Raw genomic sequence first — 21,392 nt, forward strand, 5'->3', positions numbered from 1 at the left:
CTGCGATGACGTCCGCCTATCCCATTACCGAACACCAGTACGACATGATCGTCGTCGGCGCCGGCGGCGCCGGCCTGCGCGCGACCTTCGGGCTCGCGCACAAGGGCCTGAAGACCGCCTGCATCACCAAGGTCTTCCCGACCCGCTCGCACACCGTGGCGGCGCAGGGCGGCATCTCCGCTGCGCTGGGCAACATGGGCGAGGACGACTGGCGCTTCCATTTCTACGACACCATCAAGGGTTCGGACTGGCTGGGCGACCAGGACGCCATCCAGTACATGTGCCGCGAGGCCATCCCCGCGATCATCGAGCTCGAGCACCAGGGCGTGCCGTTCTCGCGCACCGAGGAGGGCAAGATCTACCAGCGCCCCTTCGGCGGCATGACCACGCACTACGGCAAGGGCACCGCGCAGCGCACCTGCGCCGCGGCCGACCGCACCGGCCACGCGATCCTGCATACGCTCTACCAGCAGTCGCTGGCGCACCAGGCGGAATTCTTCGTCGAATACTTCGCGCTCGACCTGATCATGGACGAGGAGGGCGCCTGCAAGGGCGTGCTGGCCATGGACATGGCCGAGGGCACGCTGCACCTGTTCCGAGCGCACGGCACGGTGCTGGCAACGGGTGGTTACGGTCGCGCGTACTTCTCCGCGACGTCCGCGCACACCTGCACCGGCGACGGTGGTGGCATGGCGCTGCGCGCCGGCCTGGGCCTGCAGGACATGGAGTTCGTGCAGTTCCATCCCACCGGCATCTACGGCGCCGGCTGCCTGATCACCGAGGGCGTGCGCGGCGAAGGCGGCATCCTGCGCAACGCCAACGGCGAGCGCTTCATGGAGCGCTACGCGCCCAACGCCAAGGACCTGGCCTCGCGCGACGTGGTCAGCCGCTCGATGACCATGGAAATCCGCGAGGGTCGCGGCGTCGGCGAGCACAAGGACCACATCTTCCTCGACCTGACCCACCTCGACCCCGCTGACATCCACAAGAAGCTGCCCGGCATCGCCGAGAGCGCGAAGATCTTCGCCGGCGTGGACGTAGAGAAGCAGCCGATCCCGGTGATCCCGACCGTGCACTACAACATGGGCGGCGTGCCGACCAACTACCACGGCGAAGTGGTGCAGCTGAAGAACGGCGATCCCGATGCGATCGTGCCGGGCCTGTACTCCATCGGCGAGGCCGCCTGCGTGTCGGTGCACGGCGCCAACCGGCTTGGGTCGAACTCGCTGCTCGACCTGGTGGTGTTCGGCCGCGCGGTGGCCAACCGCTGCGCCGAGACCATCAAGCCGGGCCAGCCGCACAAGCGCCTGGCCAGCGACGCCACCGACAAGGCGATCGGCAACCTCGACCGCCTGCGCAACGCCAGCGGCGACACGCCCACCGCCGTGATCCGCGACAACATGCAGCGTTCGATGCAGGGCCACGCGGCGGTGTTCCGCACCCAGGAAACGCTTGCCGAGGGCGTGCAGCAGGTGCGCGAGATCCGAGACTCCTTCGCCGACGTGCGCGTGAGCGACCGTTCGCTGGTCTGGAACTCCGACCTGATCGAGACCCTGGAGCTGCAGAACCTGCTGGGCCAGGCACTGGTGACCATCGTCTCGGCCGAGAACCGCAAGGAGTCGCGCGGCGCGCATGCGCGCGAGGACTTCCCGGACCGCGACGACACGAGCTGGCACAAGCACACGCTGTGCTGGATGGACGAGGCGGGCAACACCCGCATCGACTACCGCCCCGTACACATGTACACCCTCGACGACGAAGTCGAGGTGGTGCCGCCCGTGGCACGTGTGTATTGAGGATCGGGTCCGGAGTGGTAACCGGAAAGATCACAGGCGCCTGCCTGTGATCGTGACGGGGACCACGCACCGCAACCACGATTGCCGATCCGCGACTCCCGATTTCCGGAACTGATCAGATGGCCGAATTCACCCTCCCGAAGAACTCGAAGATCGGCAAGGGCCGCCACTTCAAGGCGCCTGCCGGTGCAACCCGCGTGCGCACCTTCAAGGTGTACCGCTGGAACCCGGACGACGGCCAGAACCCGCGCACCGACAGCTACGAGGTCGACCTCGACAAGTGCGGGCCGATGGTCCTGGACGCGCTGATCAAGATCAAGAACGAGGTCGACCCGACCCTGGCGTTCCGTCGCTCCTGCCGCGAGGGTATCTGCGGTTCGTGCGCGATGAACATCGACGGCACCAACACCCTCGCCTGCACGCGCGCGATTGGCGACTGTGCCAAGTCGGAAGTGCCGATCTATCCGCTGCCGCACATGAGCGTGGTCAAGGACCTGGTGCCTGACATGACCCACTTCTATGCGCAGTACGCATCGATCCAGCCCTGGCTGCGCACCCAGAGCGCGCCGCCGCCGGACCGCGAGCGCCTGCAGTCGCCGGCCGACCGCGACAAGCTCGACGGCCTGTACGAGTGCATCCTCTGTGCCTGCTGCAGCACCGCCTGCCCGAGCTACTGGTGGAACGGCGAGCGCTACCTTGGCCCGGCCGTGCTGCTGCAGGCCTACCGCTGGATCGTCGACAGCCGCGACGAGGACACCGGCGCGCGCCTGGACGACCTCGAGGATCCGTTCAAGCTCTACCGCTGCCACACCATCATGAACTGCACCCGGACCTGCCCCAAGGGCCTGAACCCGGCACAGGCGATCGGTTCGATCAAGCAGCTGATGCTGGCGCGACACGGCTGAGGACTGCTGGCGGTGCGGCCGCGGCGATGGTGTGGACGCCGTGGTCGCGGCTGAAGCCGCTCCTACAAAGGAAGCATGCGTCTCTGTGCCGCCTGGCGTGCCGGTCAGGCGATGCCCACGCGCTGCCCAGGGGATCGATCCTCCAATGAATCACGCTGCGCCAGATCCCGAGTTCAAACGCGTCCGCTGGCGCTGCCGTCGCGGCATGCGCGAACTCGACCAGTTGTTCGAGCGCTGGCTGGACCGCGAATGGGCGGCGGCTTCCGAAGCCCAGCGGGGCGTTTTCCTACGCCTGCTGGACTGCGAGGACGATAGGCTCTGGCACTGGTTCATGGGCCATGAGGCCGCCAGCGATGCCGAACTCGACGTGCTCGTCCGCCGCATCCGCGCGCTCCCTCCCGCGTGATCGCACCGCTTGCAGCGGCGCCGCCAGGATCGACTGGTGGCCGTCGCGCTGGCTGACCGGCGCGATCATGCTGCTTGGCGCGTCCGCTGGCTGTGCGCTGCTGGCCTCGGACCTGTCCGCGCGGCTGGCCTGGCCTGCGGCGGTGTTGGCCTGGGTCTACGGCGCCTGGCTGCTCTGGCGTGAGCATCGCCGCAGCCCCCATGCGTTCGTGTTCCGCGCAGGCGCCGCGCCGCTGGTGGACGGCGAACCGGCCGTGGGCTTCCAGCTGCATTGGCGCGGCCCGCTGGCCTTCGCCAGCTGGTGCGATGCGCGGGGGCGCAGGCAGCATCGTGCCTGGTGGCCGGACACGTTGCCGGCGCCGCAGCGACGTGAACTGCGACTGGCCGCTCCGACCGCGCAGGATGCCAGCCGCGGGGCTTCGATGGCACCATAGCGGTCCGTTCCGCGACGAGCCACCGCTTCGATGCCGCCCATGCCGCGACTGTCCCGCTATGCCCGGCCCCGCGGCGTTTGCCGCGCGTGCGCACGCTGACCGCGTCGCATGTTCAAACCGGTCCCCGTCGCCATCGGCCTGCGCTACCTGCGCGCCAAGCGCCGCAACGGCTTCATTTCCTTCATCTCCCTGGCCTCGATCCTCGGCATCGCGATCGGCGTGATGGTGCTGATCACCACGCTGGCGGTGATGAGCGGATTCCAGCGCGAGATCAAGGACCGCATGCTCGGCATGGTCGCGCACGCCACCGTCAGCGCCGATGGCGAGTCCATGAGCGGATGGCCGCATGCGATCGAGATTGCAAAGCGCGACGCGCGCATCTCCGGCGCGGCGCCCTACATCGATGCGCAGGCGCTGCTGCGCGGCGCGCGCCAGGAGCCCGCCGCGATCCGCGGCGTTTCGCCGCAGGACGAGGCGCAGGTGTCCGACTTGGCCAAATGGATGGTGCAGGGCGCGCTGTCGGACCTGGCGCCGGGCGAATTCAACATCGTGCTGGGCAAGGAGCTGGCGCAATGGTTGGGCGCGCGCGTCGGTGACAAGGTCGTGGTCACCACCGACTTCCAGGTCACGCCAATGGGCGCGGTGCCGCAGCTCAAGCGCTTCACCGTCAGCGGCATCTTCGAGGCCGGCTACCAGGACTTCGACCGCCGCCTGGCGGTGGTCAACATCCAGGATGCCCAGCGGCTGATGCGCATGGGCGACGGCGTCACCGGCGTGCGCCTGAAGCTGCACGACATGGACCAGGCCTGGAATGTCGCGGCCGACCTGGCCCAGGCGCTCGCGACCGAAAACCACAGCTACTACCGGGTCAGCGACTGGAGCATGGAAAACGCCAACATGTTCCGCGCGCTGAAGCTGGAGAAGACCATGATCGGCATCCTGCTGTCGCTGATCATCCTGATGGGCGCGTTCTCCCTGCTCAGCTCGCAGGTGATGCTGGTGACCGACAAGCTCGCCGACATCGCCATCCTGCGCACGCTGGGGCTGACGCCCGGCGGAGTGATGCAGGTCTTCGTGGTGCAGGGCACGTTGATCGGCCTGATCGGCACGGTGGCCGGTGTGATCGGCGGGCTGGTGCTGACCTTCAACCTCGAGCACATCCTGCGCGCGATCGAGCGCGCCTTCGACGTGGTGCTGATGCCCGAGGACGTGTACTACGTGACCGGCCTGCCCATCGACCTGCAGGCGGGCGACGTGGTCATGATCGCGGCCGTCGCCCTGCTGATGGCCTTCCTTGCCACGATCTATCCGGCCTGGCGTGCGGCGCGCACGGCGCCGGCGGAGGCGCTGCGCTATGAGTGACCGCAAGATCCCGGTCGTCGCCGGAATCGATGGCGAGCGCATGGTCCTGGATCCGGTCGACACGGAGCGGACGCCCGACGATCCGACCGTGATCCGCGCCGAGCAGCTCGGCAAGACCTACGCCGAGGGCACGATGCACACGCCGGTGTTCGACGGGCTGGACTTCCATGTCGACGCTGGCGAGACGGTCGCGATCCTCGGCGCCTCGGGCGCCGGCAAGAGCACCCTGCTGCACCTGCTGGGCGGACTCGACACGCCGACCACCGGCGAGGTGTACGTGTCCGGGCAGAAGATGAGCGCGCTGTCGGACGCGGCGCGCGGCCAGCTGCGCAACCGGGCGCTGGGCTTCGTCTACCAGTTCCACCACCTGCTGCCGGAATTCACCGCGCTGGAGAACGTGATGATGCCGGTGCTGCTGGGCGGCACCGCCGCGAACGTGGCCTCGGCGCGTGCACGCGAGCTGCTTGAAGCGGTTGGTCTTGGCCACCGGCTCGAACACAAGCCCGGCGAACTGTCCGGCGGCGAACGCCAGCGCGCGGCGGTGGCGCGGGCCCTGGTCAACCGCCCGGCCTGCGTGCTCGGCGACGAGCCGACGGGCAACCTGGACGAGCGCACCGCCGCGACCGTGTTCGAACTGATGCTGGAACTCAACCGCGCCCAGCGCACGAGCCTGGCGCTGGTCACCCACGACCGCCGCCTTGCGCGCAAGCTCGACCGGGTGGTCGAGCTGCATGAAGGCAGGCTGCGGGAAGTCGCACGCGACGAGGTCTGACGCACCGCCAACATTGCCTTGGCCGGCTGGCGTCCGGCGCGCCAGGGCAGATCCCGCGTTGCGTTCGGGACGACAGTCGCGTGCGCCGGCTGCGAACGTCTACTTCCCTGAGCGGCACGCTCCCTCGTCTGGTCCCCGGGATGTCATTCCGGACGAAGATGTCATTCCGAACGAAGTGAGGAATCTCTCCGCGGGCCAAAGTCGCCCGGCCGGATCAGATCCCTCGCTACGCTCGGGATGACAGCTGCGTGTGACAGCTGCGGAGGGCGGGCTCTGACCTTCGACCGGGCCGGCCTTCGAGCGGCGATGCCCCTCGCATCCCGCTCATCGCGCGGGAGAGCCGTCCTGACGCCCGCGCGCAGTCGGCGCGGGCCGTCGTTTCAGCGATTGCCACCGCGCGGACCGCGGTTGCCGCCGCCGCTGCGGTTGCCAGGGCCGCCGCCACCTGCGGGACGCGGGCCCTTCGGCCGGGCGTTGCCGCCGGGACGCGGACCGGCCGGGCGCGGACCCCGCGGACGTGCCGCGTTGGGGTTGTGGCCCGGCGAGGCGTGGTCGGAGGGAAAGCTCGGCGCGCCACCCGGATGTCCGTAGGGATGCGCGGCCTTGGCACGGCCCTGTCCGCCGCCCGGGCCGCGCTTCTTCCCAGGCCCGCCCGGCTTGCCGGGACCGCGGCCATCGGCGTTGCGATGGCCGGCCGGGCCGGTGTCGACGCCGTCAGGCACATACCAGCTGCGAAACGCCGCCGGGTTGCCGTCCGGCAGCGGCTTGGGGCCGCCTTTCTGGGTGCGCGGCTTGAACGGCTTCTGCGACTGCTTGGCCGCCTGTTCGCCGCTGACGGTCAGGCCGCCATGCGGCTTGTGGCCGCCACGGCCGCGACGATCCTCGCGCACGTGGTCGAAGCGGCGCAGTTCACGCCCTTCGTCGGCGGTGTTGTGTCCGTTGACGTAGCCCTGCGGACGACGGTCGTCGCCCACGTGCACGGTCGACTTGGCGGCCTTGCGCTGGCCGATCACCGGCAGCAGGGTCAGCGCCGGCGGTGGACCTTCTTCGAGCTTGAGCTCCTTGCGCAGCGCCTCGACCGGCGCGTCGGCCAATTCCAGCGATTGCCCGCGCAGCAGCGTCTGTGGCAGTGCGACCTTGCCGTAGCGGATGCGCTTGAGGCGGCTGACCTGGCAGCCCTGCGACTCCCACAGGCGGCGCACCTCGCGGTTGCGGCCTTCCTTGAGCAGCACCTGGAACCACTCGTTCGAATCGGTCCCGCCGATGCGCTTGATCTCGTCGAACTTGGCCGGGCCGTCTTCCAGCGCCACGCCGCGCGCGAGGCGGTCGACTATCTTGTCCGACACCGTCTCCTCGCCTTCGGGCGCACGCACGCGGCAGACGTATTCGCGCTCCATCTCGTAGGACGGATGCATCATCGCGTTGGCGAGTTCGCCATCGGTGGTCAGCAGCAGCAGGCCGGTGGTGTTGATGTCGAGGCGGCCGATCGCGATCCAGCGTGCGCCCTTGAGCGCAGGCAGGGATTCGAAGATCGTCGGGCGGCCTTCGGGGTCCTCGCGCGTGGTGACTTCGCCTTCGGGCTTGTTGTACATCAGCACGCGCGCCGGTTCGCTCAGCGCGCTGGCGACGAACTGGCGACCGTCGATATCGATGCGGTCGCCGCCCTTGACCGACATGCCGGTCTGCGCGACCTCGCCGTTGACCTTGACCAGGCCATCGGCGATGCGCTGCTCGAGTGCGCGGCGCGAACCAAGGCCGGCCTGGGCCAGTACCTTGTGCAGGCGCTCTTCGAGCCGGGATGTGATTTCGGCGGTCTTCTCTTCGCCGCGCTTGAGCGACAGCTTGCGGCTGCCGGTGGGGTGTTGCTCACTCATGTCTGCTCCGGGTGCTGTCGCCGTCGTCGGCGAGGGCGTCCTGCTGTTCGGCCGCGGCATCGTTGCCGTCGGGGTGGTGGGGGGTGTCTGTGTCGTGTTCGTATTCGAGGGTGTCGTCCCCGGTCTCGCCGGGTGCGGTATCCGTCAGCTCGTCGTCGACCGTGTCGATGTGGTCGGCGGTGGTGGTGCCGGCAATCACGCTGGAACCTTCATCTTCATCCGCATCCGCCGGGTCGCCGGACTCGCTTCCGGCTTCGTGGCCTGCCTGTCTATCGGCGGCCTCATCGCCCGCCTCGTCCTGCGCGACATCCGAATCGTTGGCCGCGATGTCGCCGTCGACCTCAGTACCGCCGTCCGCGGCGATCCCGCCCACGGCGCGCTCGCCCCCGAACTCGAACTGCGGTTCCAGCTCGCCGAAATCCTTGAGTTCGGACAGCGGCGGCAGCGCATCCAGGCGCTTGAGGCCGAAGTAATCGAGGAAGGCCCTGGTGGTGCCCAGCAGCTCCGGCCGGCCCGGCATGTCGCGATGGCCGACCACGCGGATCCACTCGCGCTCCTCCAGCGCCTTGATGATGTTGCTGTTGGTCGCCACGCCGCGCACCTGCTCGATCTCGCCGCGGGTGATCGGCTGGCGGTAGGCGATCAGCGCCAGCGTTTCGAGCGTGGCGCGGGTGTACTTGACCTGGCGCTCGGTCCACAGCCGGGCCACCCATGCATGCACGTCGGCCTTGACCTGGTAGCGCCAGCCCGAGGCGACCTCGACCAGTTCCACGCCGCGCTCGGCGCATTGCGCCTGCAGCACTTCGAGCGCGGACTGGATGCTGCCGTCCGGCGCCGGCTCGTCGAGCGGGAACAGCCCGGCAAGCTGGACGACCGTCAGCGGCTGGCTGGATGCCAGCAGCGCGGCCTCGACGATGCGGTTGATGAGCGATTGATCCATCGGCTGTCGGTTGTGTGTGGTTGTGTGTCGGGTGGGTCTTGCTGCGGCGTCCCTTGCGGGCGACGCGTCATGGTGCGGATCCGGGGCCGGGTCGTTGGCGTAGCGGCGGGCAGCTGCCATGGCCGCCCCTTGCTCAGCCGTCGGATCCCTCCGCCGGCTCATCGTCGAACTCGCTGGAGAACTCCAGCGGTTCGTCGGCCGCGCGGCCGGCGGCGAGCGACTTCACGTAGATCGGCGCCAGCGGGGCGTCCTGCACCACGTCCAGCAGTTGTTCCTTGGCCAGCTCCAGCACCGAAAGGAAGGTGACCACCACGCCGGGGCGGCCCTCGTTCGGGTCGAACAGCGCCTCGAAGCGGTGGAACGCGCCGTCCTCCAGCTTGCCCAGCAGCTCGCCCATGCGCTGGCGCACGCTCAGCGCGTCGCGACGGATCTCGTGGCTGGTGAGCAGCTCGGCGCGCTTGAGCACATCGTGCAGCGCCAGCAGCATCTCGCGCAGCTCCACCGGTGGCGGCGCCCTGACCGCGGCCCGGTCCGGCACGAAGGCCGTCGCGGGTGCGGTGTCGCGCTCCATGCGCGGCAGGGTGTCCAGGTCTTCCGCCGCCTGCTTGAAACGCTCGTACTCCTGCAGCCGACGCACCAGGTCCGCGCGCGGATCGCCCTCGTCGATCTCCTCGCTGGGCGGCCGCGGCAGCAGCATCCGTGACTTGATCTCGGCCAGGATCGCGGCCATCACCAGGTACTCGGCCGCCAGCTCGAAGCGCAGATCCTGCATCACCCCGATGTAGTCGACGTACTGGCGCGTGATCTCCGCGACCGGGATGTCGAGGATGTCCACGTTCTGGCGGCGGATCAGGTACAGCAGCAGGTCGAGCGGGCCTTCGAAGGCCTCGAGGATCACCTCCAGCGCATCGGGCGGGATGTACAGGTCCTGTGGGATCTGCAGCACGGGCTGGCCGTGCACCACCGCCAGCGGCATTTCCTGCTGCTGCGGATGTGCTTGCGCCTGCGCGGCGTTGTCCTGGGCGGGTTGGCTCATTCGGGGTGCGGCCCCCTCCGGGCCGTCTTGCGTAGCGGGTGGTGCAAGGCCGGCGAACGGCCAAGTGCTGCACGTGCGGGCGGGCTACCCGGCATGCAGGGGTCCGAACACCAGCACTGGTCAAAGCGTCTTGCGACCGGGCGCCACGTGCAGGCCATGCCGGAAACCGGCAGGAAACTGCGAAGGGGGCGTCGGGTCTGGCCGAAGGGTCGCGACTATGCGTCCTTGAGCGACGTGAGCGGCGTTCGGCTGCGGAACCTTGGGCCTAGGGTAAGCGCAGGGCGTGCGGGCTGTCCAGCGATGATGGCGGCTAGAATCAGCGGCGGTCAGGCTGGAGCACGCACATGTGGTACGCGATCGAGGGACATGACGGCGAAGCGGTGCTGGACAGGCGCATGGCCGCGCGGGAGCGGCACCTGGCGCGGCTGACCGCGCTGCGCGACGAGGGCCGGCTGCTGCTGGCCGGGCCGTGCCCGGCGATCGACGCGGAGGATCCGGGGCCGGCCGGCTTCAGCGGCAGCATCGTGATCGCCGAGTTCGAATCGCTCGAGGACGCGCGCACGTGGGCGCAGGCCGACCCCTACGTCGAGGCGGGCGTCTACGTACGGGTGGACGTGCGTCCGTTCCGGCCGGTACTGCCGCAGCCGGCCACGTAGCCGCCGCGCGCGATGCTGCGGCGTGCCATGCGCGCCTCGCTGGAAACGTTTACATTCGGCCAACTCCCGCGTATTCCGGCCGACGCCATGATTGCTTCGCGCTCGCTGACGATGCGTATCGTCCCCGTCCTGACCGGCCTGCTGGCGATTGCGATGGCCATCCCGGGGGCCTGGGCCGCGCCCGCGCCGGCACAGACGTCGGCCGGCGACCTGGCCGCCGAGCGGGCTTTCGTCGATGCGCTGATGGCCCGGATGACCCTGGCCGAGAAGCTCGGCCAGCTCAACCAGCCGCCGGGCGTGGGCAACAACACCGGCCCGGCGGCGATGTCGGGCAGCGAGGACCAGGTGCGGCAGGGCCAGATCGGTTCCTGGCTTGGCACCCACGGCGCCGCGCTGACCTGCAGGATGCAGCGGATCGCAGTGGAGGATTCGCGGCTGGGCATCCCGCTGCTGTTCGCCTACGACGTGATCCACGGCATGCGCACGATCTTCCCGGTGCCGCTGGGCGAGGCCTCGAGCTTCGACCCCGACGAAGTGCGCAACGCCGCGCGCGTGGCCGCGATCGAGGCCACTGCGCACGGCGTGCACTGGACCTATGCGCCGATGGTGGACATCGCGCGCGACCCGCGCTGGGGCCGCGTCGTCGAAGGCGCAGGCGAGGATCCCTACCTGGGCTCGGTGCTGGCCGCGGCCCGCGTGCGCGGCTTCCAGGGCGATGACCTGGCCGCAGCCGACACGATGCTCGCCACCGCCAAGCATTTCGTCGGCTATGGCGCGGCCGAGGGCGGACGCGACTACGACGTGGCCGACATCTCCGAGCGCACGCTGCACGAGGTCTACCTGCCGCCGTTCAAGGCTGCGATCGACGCCGGCGCGCAGTCGATCATGGCCAGCTTCAACGAGGTCGCCGGCGTGCCGATGCACGCCCACAAGCCGCTGATCCAGGATCTGCTGCGCGGCCAGTGGGGCTGGAATGGGCTGCTGGTCAGCGACTACACAGGCGTGATGGAGTTGATGCCGCACGGCGTGGCCGGCACCCGCGAGGAGGCGGGCCGGCTGGGCCTGCGCGCCGGTGTGGACGTGGACATGGTCAGTGCGATCTACCTCAAGGACCTGCCCGCTGCGGTCGAAGCCGGGCGCGTGCCGCTGGCCGAGGTCGACGCCTCGGTGCGGCGGGTGCTCAATGCCAAGTTCCGGCTTGGGTTGTTCGAGGATCCGTATCGCTACTGCAAGGACAGCGCCCGGCAGCAGGCGCTGACGCTCACGCCGGAGCATCGCGCGGCCGCGCGCCGCATGGCGCAGAAGTCGATGGTGCTGCTGGAGAACGAAGACGACGTGCTGCCGCTGCCCAAATCGCTGCGCTCGCTGGCGGTGATTGGGCCGCTGGCCAACGAGCCCTGGGCGATGCTCGGCAACTGGGTCGGGATCGGCCGGCCCGAGGATGCGGTGACGCCGCTGGCCGCGCTGCGCGAGACCATCGGCGGGCAGACGAAGCTGATCGTCGCGAAGGGCGCGGCGATCGATGACGATGACCGGTCGGGCTTCGACGCGGCTATGCGCGCCGCGCGCCAGGCCGACGCGGTGGTGATGTTCCTTGGCGAGCATCCGGAGATGAGCGCCGAGGCCAACAACCGTAGTTCGCTCGATCTGCCGGGCGTGCAGGAGCAGCTTGCGCTGGCGGTGGCCGCGACCGGCAAGCCGATGGTCGTGGTGCTGCTCAACGGCCGGCCGCTGTCGACCGGTGCGCTGCAGGGCAGGGTGCCGGCGATCCTGGAGGCCTGGTTCCCCGGCATCGAGGGCGGCAACGCCATCGTCGACCTGCTGTTTGGCGACGTGAATCCTTCGGGCAAGTTGCCGGTGACGGTGCCGCGCAACGTCGGCCAGGTGCCGATCTATCACGCGCGCCGCAACACCGGGCGCCCGCCGGCGAAGGACAACAAGTTCAGCAGCAAGTACATCGACGTGCCGTGGACGCCGCTGTATCCGTTTGGACATGGGCTCAGCTACACCAGCTTCGAGTACGGCACGCCGCAGGTCGCGGACGCGAAGGTGGCCGTCGGCGAACCACGCCAGCAGGTCCATGTGCGAGTGACCAACACGGGCCAGCGCGCCGGCACCGAGGTCGTGCAGCTGTATGTGCGCGACGACGTGGCCAGCGTGACCCGTCCGGTGCGCGAGCTGCGCGGCTTCCAACGCGTCGACCTGCAGCCGGGCGAGTCGCGCGACGTCGAGTTCACGCTTGGATTCGATGATCTGTCGCTGTACGACGCGCAGATGCAGCGCGTGGTGGAGCCCGGCACATTCACGGTGTTCACGGGCGGCAGCTCGGATGCGGCGCAGTCGGCGCGCTTCGAAGTGGTGGCGCCGTGAGCGTCACGATCAAGGACGTGGCACGACACGCGAACGTGTCGGTGGCGACTGTTTCGCGTGCGTTGAATGGCCACCCCAACGTGGCCGAAGACGTGCGCCAGCGCATCCTGGCCGTGGCCGAGCAGCTGCGCTACAGCCCGCACCACGCCGCCCGCAGCCTGAGCAGTCGACGCACCCAGACCATCGGCGTGGTGCTGCCCGACCTGTACGGCGAGTTCTTTTCCGAGCTCATGCGCGGCATCGACCAGGTCGCGCGCGAGCGCGGCCTGCATCTGCTGGTGTCGAGCTACCACGGCAACCCGCAGCAGCAGGGCGCCGCGCTGCGCACCATGCGCGGGCGCGTGGACGGCCTGCTGCTGATGTCGCCCTTCGTCGCCGGCGCCGAAGCCCTGGCCGCCGACCTGCCACCGATGCCCGTGGTGCTGATGAACCCGGCGCTGGCCGCTGCCGGGCATGCGTCGATCGGCGTCGACAACCACGGCGGCGCGATGGCGATGATGCGCCACCTGCTCGCGGCCGGGCACCGGCGCATCGCCTTCATCGCGGGGCCAGAAGACAACTTCGACGCTTGCGAGCGCCTGCGCGGCTATCGCGACGCGCTCGCGCAGGGCGCGCCGGGGATCGATCCGTGGATATTGCCCGGCGACTTCGACGAGGCCTCCGGACACGACGCCGGGCAGGCACTGCTTGAAAGCGCGCAGCGTCCCGACGCGGTGTTCGCCGCCAACGACATGATGGCGCTGGGCTGTCTGTTCGCGCTGAACGAAGGTGGCCTGCGCGTGCCGGACGACATCGCGCTTGCGGGTTTCGACGACATTCCCCTTTCGCGCTATGTACACCCGCCCTTAACGACCATGCGTGTCGAGATCGCCGCGCTTGGTGCGCGGGCCATCCAGCTGTTGTTGGAAGCTGAGTCCGGTGCGGCGGCTCTCGCGGTGTCGCCGGAGCTGTTGCAGCCACGCCTGGTGGTCCGCAAGTCGAGCCGGGTGCCAGGGACTACCGGATGAGGTGATCAAAGCAGTCGCCCGTCCGTTGCTGGAGTTGAAAACGACGCTGCAAAGCCCGCGTCATCCCCCGTTTCAACGACGAAAGGACCGCCCTGGGAGGGGCATCAAGATGAAGCGCAAGCCCTGTTTCCCGTCACGCACGCTGGAACGCAGCCTGCTCAGCGCGGCCCTTGCCGGCTTGTTGCTGTCGGCCCCCGCATTCGCCCAGTCCACCGCAGCCACCATCCGTGGCGAGGTGATGGTCGACTCCACGCCTGCCGCGCAGGCGCAGGTCACCGCCACCAATCTCGCCACCGGCCTGACCCGCAGCGTGCAGACCGGCGCCAAGGGCAGCTACAACCTCGTCGGCCTGCCGCCGGGCACCTATCGCATCGACGTCAACGCCAACGGCCAGGCGAGCTCGCAGAACGTCACCGTGGCGGTCGGCCAGACCGCGACCCTCGATCTCGGCGTCGGCGGCGTTGCCGAGACCGGCCGGGTAGGCGAGGCGACTGACCTGGACGCGGTGGTGGTGACCGCGCAGGCGCTCGTGGAGACCAGGACCTCGGAGGTGGCCACGTACGTATCGCAGAAGCAGATCGAATCCTTGCCCCAGGGAACCCGCAACTTCCTGGCATTCGCCGACACCGTGCCGGGGATGCAGTTCACGCAGGGCGGCGACGGCTCGACGCGGCTGCGGTCGGGCGCGCAGACCGCCAATGCGATCAACGTGTTCATCGATGGCGTCGGCCAGAAGAACTACGTGCTGGCCGGTGGCGTCAGCGGCCAGGATTCGACCCGGGGCAATCCATTCCCGCAGTCGGCCATTGGTGAGTACAAGGTCATCACCTCGAACTACAAGGCCGAATTCGACCAGCTGAGCAGCGCGGCCATCGTGGCCGCGACGCGATCGGGATCCAACGAGTTCGGCGGCAGTTTTTTCTGGGATCGGACCAGCACGGACTGGCGGGCGGCCTCGGAGTCCGAGAACGAGAGCGGCGAGAAGGCGGAATTCAAGGAAGAGCAGTACGGCGCTTCGTTCGAAGGCCCGATCATCCGGGACCGCCTGCATTTCTTCCTGGCCTACGAGGCAAAGGAGTACATGTCGCCGCGCGTCGTGACGCCGGGGCAGGGCTTTGAAAGCCGCGTGGAGGAGCTGCCGGCCGCACTGCAGCCACTGGTGGGCACGTTCAGCTCGCCGTTCAAGCAGGACATGTTCTTCGGCAAGCTCACATGGACGCCGGGCGACGCCCATCTGGTCGAACTCACCACGAAGATCCGCGAGGAGGACGAGCTCGGCAACTTCGACGGCACCCGCACTGCGCAGTACGGCAGCCTGAAGGAGAACACCGACAAGCGTTTCGACCTGCGCTACCAGTACAGCGCCGAGCGCTTCCTCAACGACATGCATGTGACGTACGAGGACGCGTTCTGGCGGCCGCGCCCGGCCACGCTTGCGCCGGGCTACATCCTGACGACCAGCAACCCGGACAATGTCATCCTGCAGGCGGGCGGCGGGCCCGATTACCAGGACAAGGGGCAGAAGGGCATCGCCATCCAGAACGATTTCACGTTCTACGCCGGTGCCCACACGATCAAGGCGGGGGTCAAGTTCAAGGACATCGAGATCAGTTCCCTGCAGCAGGACCCCTACAACCCGCAGTTCCGCTACGACATCGGCCAGAGCCTCACCGTCCCCTTCCAGGTCCGCTTCGGCGCTCCGCTGGCCGGCGACGGAACGGGCAGCATCACCACGTCCGGCAAGCAGTACGGCCTCTATATCCAGGACGACTGGGAGGTCAACGAGAAGCTGACGCTCAACCTCGGCATCCGCTGGGACTACGAGACCAATCCGGCCTATACCGACTACGTCACGCCAGGCGACTTCGTCACCGCCCTGCAGAGCTGGCCCAACATCAATGCGCCGGGCTCGGGCATCGCGGTGGGTGACTACATCAGCACGGGATCCGAGCGCAGCAACTTCAAGGATGCCTGGCAGCCGAGGGTCGGGTTCTCCTACGATCTCCAAGGCGACCAGCGCCACGTCATCTTCGGCGGCGCCGGCCGTGCCTACGACCGGAACCTGTTCTCGCAGCTGGCGCTCGAGTCGATCCGCTACACGTTCCCGCCCTATACCTTTTCGTTCGATGCGCCCGGGCACCCCTGCGATCCGACGGCGCCGAGCTGCCTGGCATGGGACCCGGCGTACTACGACCCGGAGGCGCTGTACGCGCTCACCGCGGCCAATCCGAACCTTGGCGCCGAACGCTACATCCTGCACAACGATCTCAAGACACCGTACTCCGACCAGTTCAGCATTGGCATGCGCAATGCGCTGGGCGACTGGATGACGGAAGTCACGCTGTCCCGCATCGAAAGCCACGACGGACTCGTGTTCCACCTCGGCAACCGCCGGCCCGGGGGTGACTTTTTCGCGCCCGGCACTACGTGGGGGCAGCCCTGGGACGACGGCGCGTTCGGTGTGCCGGGCTTTGGTCGCCTGATCATCGGTACCAACGGCATCGAGACCCACGCCAACACCCTGGCCATCAAGTTCGACAAGCCCTATACGGAGAACTCCGGATGGGGCGTCACCGTGGCCTACACGTACACGGATGCCGAGCAGAATGCGGACACCACGTCCGGCGGGGCGTTCCGGTATCCGGACCTGGGCTACTACGGGTGGGTGCCGACCGAAGGCGTGCCGGAACACAGGCTGGTGGCCACCGGCATCTACGATGCCCCGTGGGGCATCGTGCTGTCCGGCAAGGTTTCCCTGGCTACTCCCAGCCCGCGATACGGCGACAACTGCCTGCCCGGCTGGGACGACTGCTACTTCGACTACTACACGCCCGACGACACGCTGGGATTCAAGCAGGTCGACCTCGCGGCGAGCAAGACGTGGGACACGGGCACGGATCTGTCGTTTTACGTGCGGGGCGACGTGTTGAACGTGTTCAACTGGGTCAACTACGATGGCCGCAATGACTGGTTCGGGGAGCCCGGTAACCCAAATCCCAACCTTGGCCAGCCAAACAGCCAGCTGCTGCCGACCCGAACTTTCAAGCTGTCGTTCGGTCTGAACTGGTGATCTTGCCCGCGGGTGGTCGCCCAGGCGGCCGCCCGGCCCAACAGCGCGCCGCGGCGCTCTCGGAGTTGTTTGACAGCCATGCGATCCAGCTCTGTTCCGAGGGGCCGACCCTTATGGTCGATCGCAGTGGCATTGCTCCTGCTCGCCGCCTGCCAGCGCGAAGCGCCGCAGCCGGCCGAGTCCGCGGTCGCGCCGCCCAAGCCCGGCCCCATCCCGCAGGTGGTGCTGCCCGAGCCGGATCCGCGCACCGAGGAGCCGCCGGGTCCGCCGGAGCTGCCGCCGCTGTTCCGCGACATCGAGCGGCGCACGTTCCAGTTCTTCTGGGACACCTCCAGCGAGGTCAACGGACTGACGCCCGACCGGTTTCCGTCGCGCCCCTTCGCGAGCATTGCGTCGGTCGGCTTCTCGCTCACCGCCTATCCGATCGGCATCGAGAACGGCTGGGTCAGCCGCACCCAGGCGGTGGACCGTACCCTGACCACGCTTCAGTTCCTGGACGGTGCGCGGATGGGGCCACAGGCCACCGGGCGCAGCGGCCACAAGGGGTTTTTCTACCATTTCCTCGACATGCAGAGCGGGGCGCGCTACGCCCCGTGGGTGGAGCTGTCGAGCGTGGACACCGGCCTGCTGATCATGGGCGTGCTGTTCGCGCAGTCGTACTACACGGGCGATGACCCGCGCGAGGTCGAGATCCGCAAGCTTGCCGACAGCATCTACGCGCGCATCGAATGGCCGTGGCTGCAGCAGCGCGCGCCGCTGATCTCGATGGGCTGGTATCCCGAAAGCGGCTTCATCAGCCATGACTGGCGTGGCTACAACGAGGCGATGCTGGTCTACATCCTCGCGCTCGGCTCGCCGACGCATCCCATCGAGCCGGATGCGTGGGAGGCGTGGACGCGCACATACGAGCGTGACTGGGGCGTTTTCCAGGGCCAGGAGTACCTGAGCTTCGGCCCGCACTTCGGCCACCAGTACACGCACGTGTGGGTCGACTTCCGCGGCATCCGCGACGAATACATGAAAAACCGCGGCATCGACTACTTCGAGAACAGCCGCCGCGCGACCTACGCCCAACGCGCCTACGCGATCGAGAACCCGATGGGCTGGGACGATTACGGCCCCAACATCTGGGGCCTGACCGCCAGCGACGGGCCGCAGCGCACCTCGCAGCAGTTCAAGGGCGATCAGCGCGAATTCCGCCACTACAGTGCGCGGGGTGCGGGCCTGTCGGACCATTTCGACGATGGCACGATCGCACCGACCGCGTCGATCGGCTCGATCGCCTTCGCGCCCGAGATCGTGATTCCCGCCACCGAGGAGCTGTACGAGCGCTACGGCGAGTACCTGTATTCCAGCTACGGTTTCCTCGATGCGGTCAACCCGAGCTTCAAGTACGACGTGCCGCTCAAGACCGGGCGCCTCGTCCCCGGACGTGGCTGGGTGGCCAGCGACTACATCGGCATCGACCAGGGGCCGATCCTCACCATGATCGCCAACTACCGCAACGAATTCGTGTGGAAGGTGATGCGCGAGAACGCGCACATCCGCAAGGGACTGGAGCGCGCCGGCTTCACCGGCGGCTGGCTGGCGCCTCCGGGCGAACCGACGACCTCGGGCGAGCCGGATCCGGAAGCTGCGGCGGCCAGCGACATCGGCATGGCGCAGTCACGCCCGCATGACGAGGAGAAACCGCCAGCGGAGGCGAGGGCTTCGGATCCGCCGCAATAGTGTCTGCGACAATGCAGGTCGCCGCAGTCACGCCCGCGAACAGACCGATGCGCCCCCGTTTCCTCATGCTGCTGCCGCTGTTGCTGTGCCTCGTGTTGACCGCCTGTGCGCGCGACGAGGGCACCACCACGATCCGCTTCTGGGCGATGGGCCGGGAAGCGGAGGTGGTGGCGGAGCTGCTGCGCGAGTTCGAGCACGAACATCCGGGCATCCGCGTGGAGCTGCAGCAGGTGCCGTGGACCGCCGCGCACGAAAAGCTGCTGACCGCGTTCGCGGCGGACGGGCTGCCCGACATCTGCCAGCTCGGCAACACCTGGATCGCCGAGTTCGCGACGCTCGATGCGCTCGAGCCGGTGCAGGGCAGGGTGGACGCATCCCGGATCATCGACCAGGACGACTACTTCCCCGGCATCTGGGCCACCAACGTCGTCGATGGCGTGCTGTACGGCGTGCCCTGGTATGTCGACACGCGCCTGCTGTTCTATCGCAAGGACCTGCTGGCGGAGGCTGGCATCGCCGCGCCACCGCGCACCTGGGTCGAGTGGGAGCGGGCGATGGAGGCCATCGTCCGCACCGGCCCGCCCGGACGGCATGCGGTGCTGCTGCCGGTCAACGAGTTCGAGCCGCAGCTGTCGCTGGCGTTGCAGACGGGCGAGCCGCTGCTCCGCGACGACAACGGGCGCGGCAATTTCAGCGGTCCCGGTTTCCGCAAGGCGCTTGCCTTCTACGCCGGCATCTTCGAGCGCGGCTGGGCGCCGGCGGTATCGGACACGCAGATCTCCAACGTGTGGGATGAGTTTTTCCGCGGTTCCTACGCGTTCTACCTGTCGGGGCCCTGGAACATCCGCGAGTTCCGCGATCGCCAGCCGCCGGAGCTGGCCGACGCCTGGGGCACGATGCCGCTGCCGGGGCCCGACGGGCCCGGCGCGGGCATCGCCGGCGGCACCAGCCTGGTGCTGTTCCGCTCGTCCGAGCGCAAGGATGCCGCCTGGAAGCTGGTCGAGTTCCTGTCGCGCCCGGACATCCAGCAGCGCTTCCACGGCATGATCGGCGACCTGCCGCCGCGTCGCAGCACCTGGGAGCATCCGGCGCTGGCCGAGGACGAGTTGTCGCGTGCATTCCGCGAACAGCTCGAGCGGGTGCGCCCGACCCCGCAGGTGCTGGAGTGGGAGCGCATTGCGCAGGAGATGCGGCTGGCGACCGAGCGCGTGGTGCGCGGCGGACAGTCGCAGGACGCGGCGGTGACGGAACTAGATGCGCGTGTGGATGCGATCCTGGAGAAGCGGCGCTGGGTGCGCGACCAGGAGCGCATGGAATGATGTCCGGTCCGAACGCGCGGCTGGCGGCCTGGACGTTCGTGACGCCGGCGCTGATCGTGCTCGGCGTGTTCTTCGGACTGCCGGTGGTCGCCGCGCTGCTGCTCAGCCTCACCGACTTCGATCTCTATGCGCTGGCCGACCCGGCCAATCTGCGCTTCGTCGCGCTGGGCAACTATCTCGACCTGTTGCGCACGCCGATGTTCTGGAAGGCGCTGGGCAACACCACCTACTTCGTCGCGGTGGGCGTGCCGCTGTCGATCGCCGTCTCGCTGGGTGCGGCGCTGCTGCTCAACTCGCCGCTGGCGCGCATGCGCGCGCTGTTCCGCACCGCGCTGTTCGCGCCGGTGGTGACGACGCTGGTCGCGGTGGCGGTGATCTGGCGCTACCTGTTCCACACCGGCTACGGGCTGGTGAACTGGGCGCTGGGGCACGTCGGCATCGCGCCGGTCGACTGGCTGGGAGACCCGCGCTGGGCGATGCCGACGATCATGCTGTTCGCGGTGTGGAAGAACTTCGGCTACAACATGGTGATCTTCCTGGCCGGGTTGCAGGCGATCCCGCAGGACCTGTACGAGGCTGCGCGCATGGATGGTGCCTCGCGCTGGCGCCAGTTCCTGCACATCACCCTGCCGCAGCTGGGGCCGGTGCTGCTGGTGGTAGGCGTGATCACGGTCTCCGGCTACTTCCAGCTGTTTGCCGAGCCCTATGTCATGACCCGCGGCGATCCGCTGCAGAGCACGGTCAGCGTGCTGTACTACATGTTCGAGGAAGGCTTCAAATGGTGGAACCTGGGCCGCGCCTCGGCGGTGGCCTTCCTGCTCTTCCTGGTCATCCTGGGCGTGACCGCGCTGCTGCTGCGCGCCGGGCGCAAGCGAGGCCTGGTATGAGCCGGATCGGCCATTCCCGCTGGCGGGCGCTGCAGGTCAACGGCGCGCTGCTCGTGCTGGCCGTGCTCAGCCTGGCGCCGCTGCTGTGGATGCTGTCGGTTTCGTTCATGCCGCGCGGCGGGGCCAGCCATTTCCCGCCGCCGTTGCTGCCATCGGCAGCCACGCTCGACAGCTATCGCGCGCTGTTCGCGACGACCGGCATCGGCCGCAACTTCGCCAACAGCCTGCTGATCTCGGCCGCGATCACCGCGCTGTCTCTGCTGGTCAACACCATGGCCGGCTACGCCTTCGCCAAGCTGCGCTTCGCCGGCCGCGAGCGCATCTTCCAGCTGCTGCTGGCGGCGCTGGTGGTGCCGGCGCAGGTGGCGATGCTGCCGCTGTTCCTGCTGATGAAGCAGCTGGGGCTGGTCAACAGCTACTGGGGCGTCATCCTTCCCGGCATGGCGACGGTGTTCGGCATCTTCCTGGTGCGCCAGTACGCGCGCAGCATCCCCGACGCGCTGATCGAGGCCGCGCGCATCGATGGCGCCGGCGAGCTGCGCATCTTCTTCCAGATCGTGCTGCCGATGCTCAAGCCGGTGCTGGCGACGCTGGCGATCTTCACGTTCATGGCCGCGTGGAACGATTTCATGTGGCCGCTGATCGTGTTGACCGACCAGCAGCACTACACGCTCCCGGTCGCGCTCGCGTCGCTGTCGCGCGAACACATCATGGACGTGGAGATGATGATGGCCGGCGCAGTGGTGACCGTGCTGCCGGTGCTGCTGCTGTTCCTGCTGCTGCAGCGCTACTACATCCAGGGGTTGCTGCTGGGGAGTGTAAAAGGCTGAT

The 21,392-nt window shown here is 68.4% G+C and carries 16 protein-coding genes and 1 pseudogene; 14 read left to right on the plus strand and 3 right to left on the minus strand.

The window, feature by feature from the left end; genetic code table 11:
* Nucleotides 1-5: 5 nt before the first annotated feature.
* The 6 genes from sdhA (at nucleotide 6) to lolD (ending at nucleotide 5,674) form a co-directional block, all read left to right on the plus strand.
* The gene (gene sdhA / locus ACW5EG_RS05975; protein ID WP_457017832.1) at nucleotides 6-1,796 is read left to right on the plus strand and encodes a succinate dehydrogenase flavoprotein subunit; all 1,791 of its coding nucleotides are present in this window, start codon (nucleotides 6-8) and stop codon (nucleotides 1,794-1,796) included.
* A 119-nt stretch (nucleotides 1,797-1,915) separates the two neighbouring features.
* On the plus strand, nucleotides 1,916-2,701 hold the full coding sequence (locus ACW5EG_RS05980; RefSeq protein ID WP_457017833.1) for a succinate dehydrogenase iron-sulfur subunit: 786 nt from the start codon (nucleotides 1,916-1,918) through the stop codon (nucleotides 2,699-2,701).
* Nucleotides 2,702-2,846: 145 nt separating this feature from the next.
* Nucleotides 2,847-3,107: an FAD assembly factor SdhE gene (locus ACW5EG_RS05985; protein WP_457017835.1), complete on the plus strand. Its 261-nt coding sequence runs from the start codon at nucleotides 2,847-2,849 to the stop codon at nucleotides 3,105-3,107.
* A complete protein-coding gene (locus ACW5EG_RS05990; RefSeq protein WP_457021068.1) occupies nucleotides 3,055-3,540 on the plus strand; it encodes a hypothetical protein in 486 nt (161 codons plus the stop codon). Before ACW5EG_RS05985 ends, ACW5EG_RS05990 begins: the two co-directional genes overlap by 53 nt.
* A 108-nt stretch (nucleotides 3,541-3,648) precedes the next feature.
* The gene (locus tag ACW5EG_RS05995; RefSeq protein WP_457021069.1) at nucleotides 3,649-4,902 is read left to right on the plus strand and encodes a lipoprotein-releasing ABC transporter permease subunit; all 1,254 of its coding nucleotides are present in this window, start codon (nucleotides 3,649-3,651) and stop codon (nucleotides 4,900-4,902) included.
* A gap of 40 nt (nucleotides 4,903-4,942) precedes the next feature.
* Nucleotides 4,943-5,674, plus strand: coding sequence for a lipoprotein-releasing ABC transporter ATP-binding protein LolD (lolD, locus tag ACW5EG_RS06000; protein ID WP_457021409.1), 732 nt, complete (start codon nucleotides 4,943-4,945; stop codon nucleotides 5,672-5,674).
* 380 nt (nucleotides 5,675-6,054) lie between these two features.
* On the opposite strand, the gene ACW5EG_RS06005 is transcribed toward lolD, so the two are convergent.
* The 3 genes and pseudogenes from ACW5EG_RS06005 to ACW5EG_RS06015 form a co-directional block, all read right to left on the minus strand.
* Entirely contained in the window at nucleotides 6,055-7,548 is a 1,494-nt protein-coding gene (locus ACW5EG_RS06005) for a pseudouridine synthase (RefSeq protein WP_457021070.1), read from the minus strand.
* A 163-nt stretch (nucleotides 7,549-7,711) separates the two neighbouring features.
* Nucleotides 7,712-8,488, minus strand: a pseudogene (gene scpB, locus ACW5EG_RS06010) (SMC-Scp complex subunit ScpB); the annotation flags it as partial.
* 133 nt (nucleotides 8,489-8,621) lie between these two features.
* Complete coding sequence (locus tag ACW5EG_RS06015; protein ID WP_457017840.1) at nucleotides 8,622-9,524, minus strand: segregation and condensation protein A; 903 nt, start codon at nucleotides 9,522-9,524, stop codon at nucleotides 8,622-8,624.
* Nucleotides 9,525-9,868: 344 nt separating this feature from the next.
* Here ACW5EG_RS06015 and ACW5EG_RS06020 point away from each other — a divergent pair, with 344 nt between their 5' ends.
* The 8 genes from ACW5EG_RS06020 (at nucleotide 9,869) to ACW5EG_RS06055 (ending at nucleotide 21,391) form a co-directional block, all read left to right on the plus strand.
* Nucleotides 9,869-10,180, plus strand: a complete 312-nt coding sequence (locus tag ACW5EG_RS06020) for a YciI family protein (RefSeq protein WP_457017841.1) — start codon at nucleotides 9,869-9,871, stop codon at nucleotides 10,178-10,180.
* Between the two features lie 111 nt (nucleotides 10,181-10,291).
* On the plus strand, nucleotides 10,292-12,550 hold the full coding sequence (locus ACW5EG_RS06025) for a glycoside hydrolase family 3 N-terminal domain-containing protein (protein ID WP_457017842.1): 2,259 nt from the start codon (nucleotides 10,292-10,294) through the stop codon (nucleotides 12,548-12,550).
* Entirely contained in the window at nucleotides 12,547-13,557 is a 1,011-nt protein-coding gene (locus ACW5EG_RS06030) for a LacI family DNA-binding transcriptional regulator (protein ID WP_457017843.1), read from the plus strand. Before ACW5EG_RS06025 ends, ACW5EG_RS06030 begins: the two co-directional genes overlap by 4 nt.
* Before the next feature lie 109 nt (nucleotides 13,558-13,666).
* Entirely contained in the window at nucleotides 13,667-16,627 is a 2,961-nt protein-coding gene (locus ACW5EG_RS06035) for a TonB-dependent receptor (protein WP_457017844.1), read from the plus strand.
* A gap of 78 nt (nucleotides 16,628-16,705) precedes the next feature.
* Complete coding sequence (locus ACW5EG_RS06040) at nucleotides 16,706-18,355, plus strand: glucoamylase family protein (protein ID WP_457017845.1); 1,650 nt, start codon at nucleotides 16,706-16,708, stop codon at nucleotides 18,353-18,355.
* A 47-nt stretch (nucleotides 18,356-18,402) separates the two neighbouring features.
* Nucleotides 18,403-19,674 (plus strand): sugar ABC transporter substrate-binding protein, encoded by a 1,272-nt coding sequence (locus ACW5EG_RS06045; RefSeq protein ID WP_457017846.1) that lies wholly within the window; start codon nucleotides 18,403-18,405, stop codon nucleotides 19,672-19,674.
* Nucleotides 19,674-20,561: a carbohydrate ABC transporter permease gene (locus tag ACW5EG_RS06050; protein ID WP_457017847.1), complete on the plus strand. Its 888-nt coding sequence runs from the start codon at nucleotides 19,674-19,676 to the stop codon at nucleotides 20,559-20,561. Before ACW5EG_RS06045 ends, ACW5EG_RS06050 begins: the two co-directional genes overlap by 1 nt.
* Nucleotides 20,558-21,391: a carbohydrate ABC transporter permease gene (locus ACW5EG_RS06055; RefSeq protein ID WP_457017849.1), complete on the plus strand. Its 834-nt coding sequence runs from the start codon at nucleotides 20,558-20,560 to the stop codon at nucleotides 21,389-21,391. Before ACW5EG_RS06050 ends, ACW5EG_RS06055 begins: the two co-directional genes overlap by 4 nt.
* The last annotated feature ends 1 nt before the right edge of the window (nucleotide 21,392 follow it).

It is taken from the genome of Luteimonas sp. A611, from assembly GCF_054072715.1.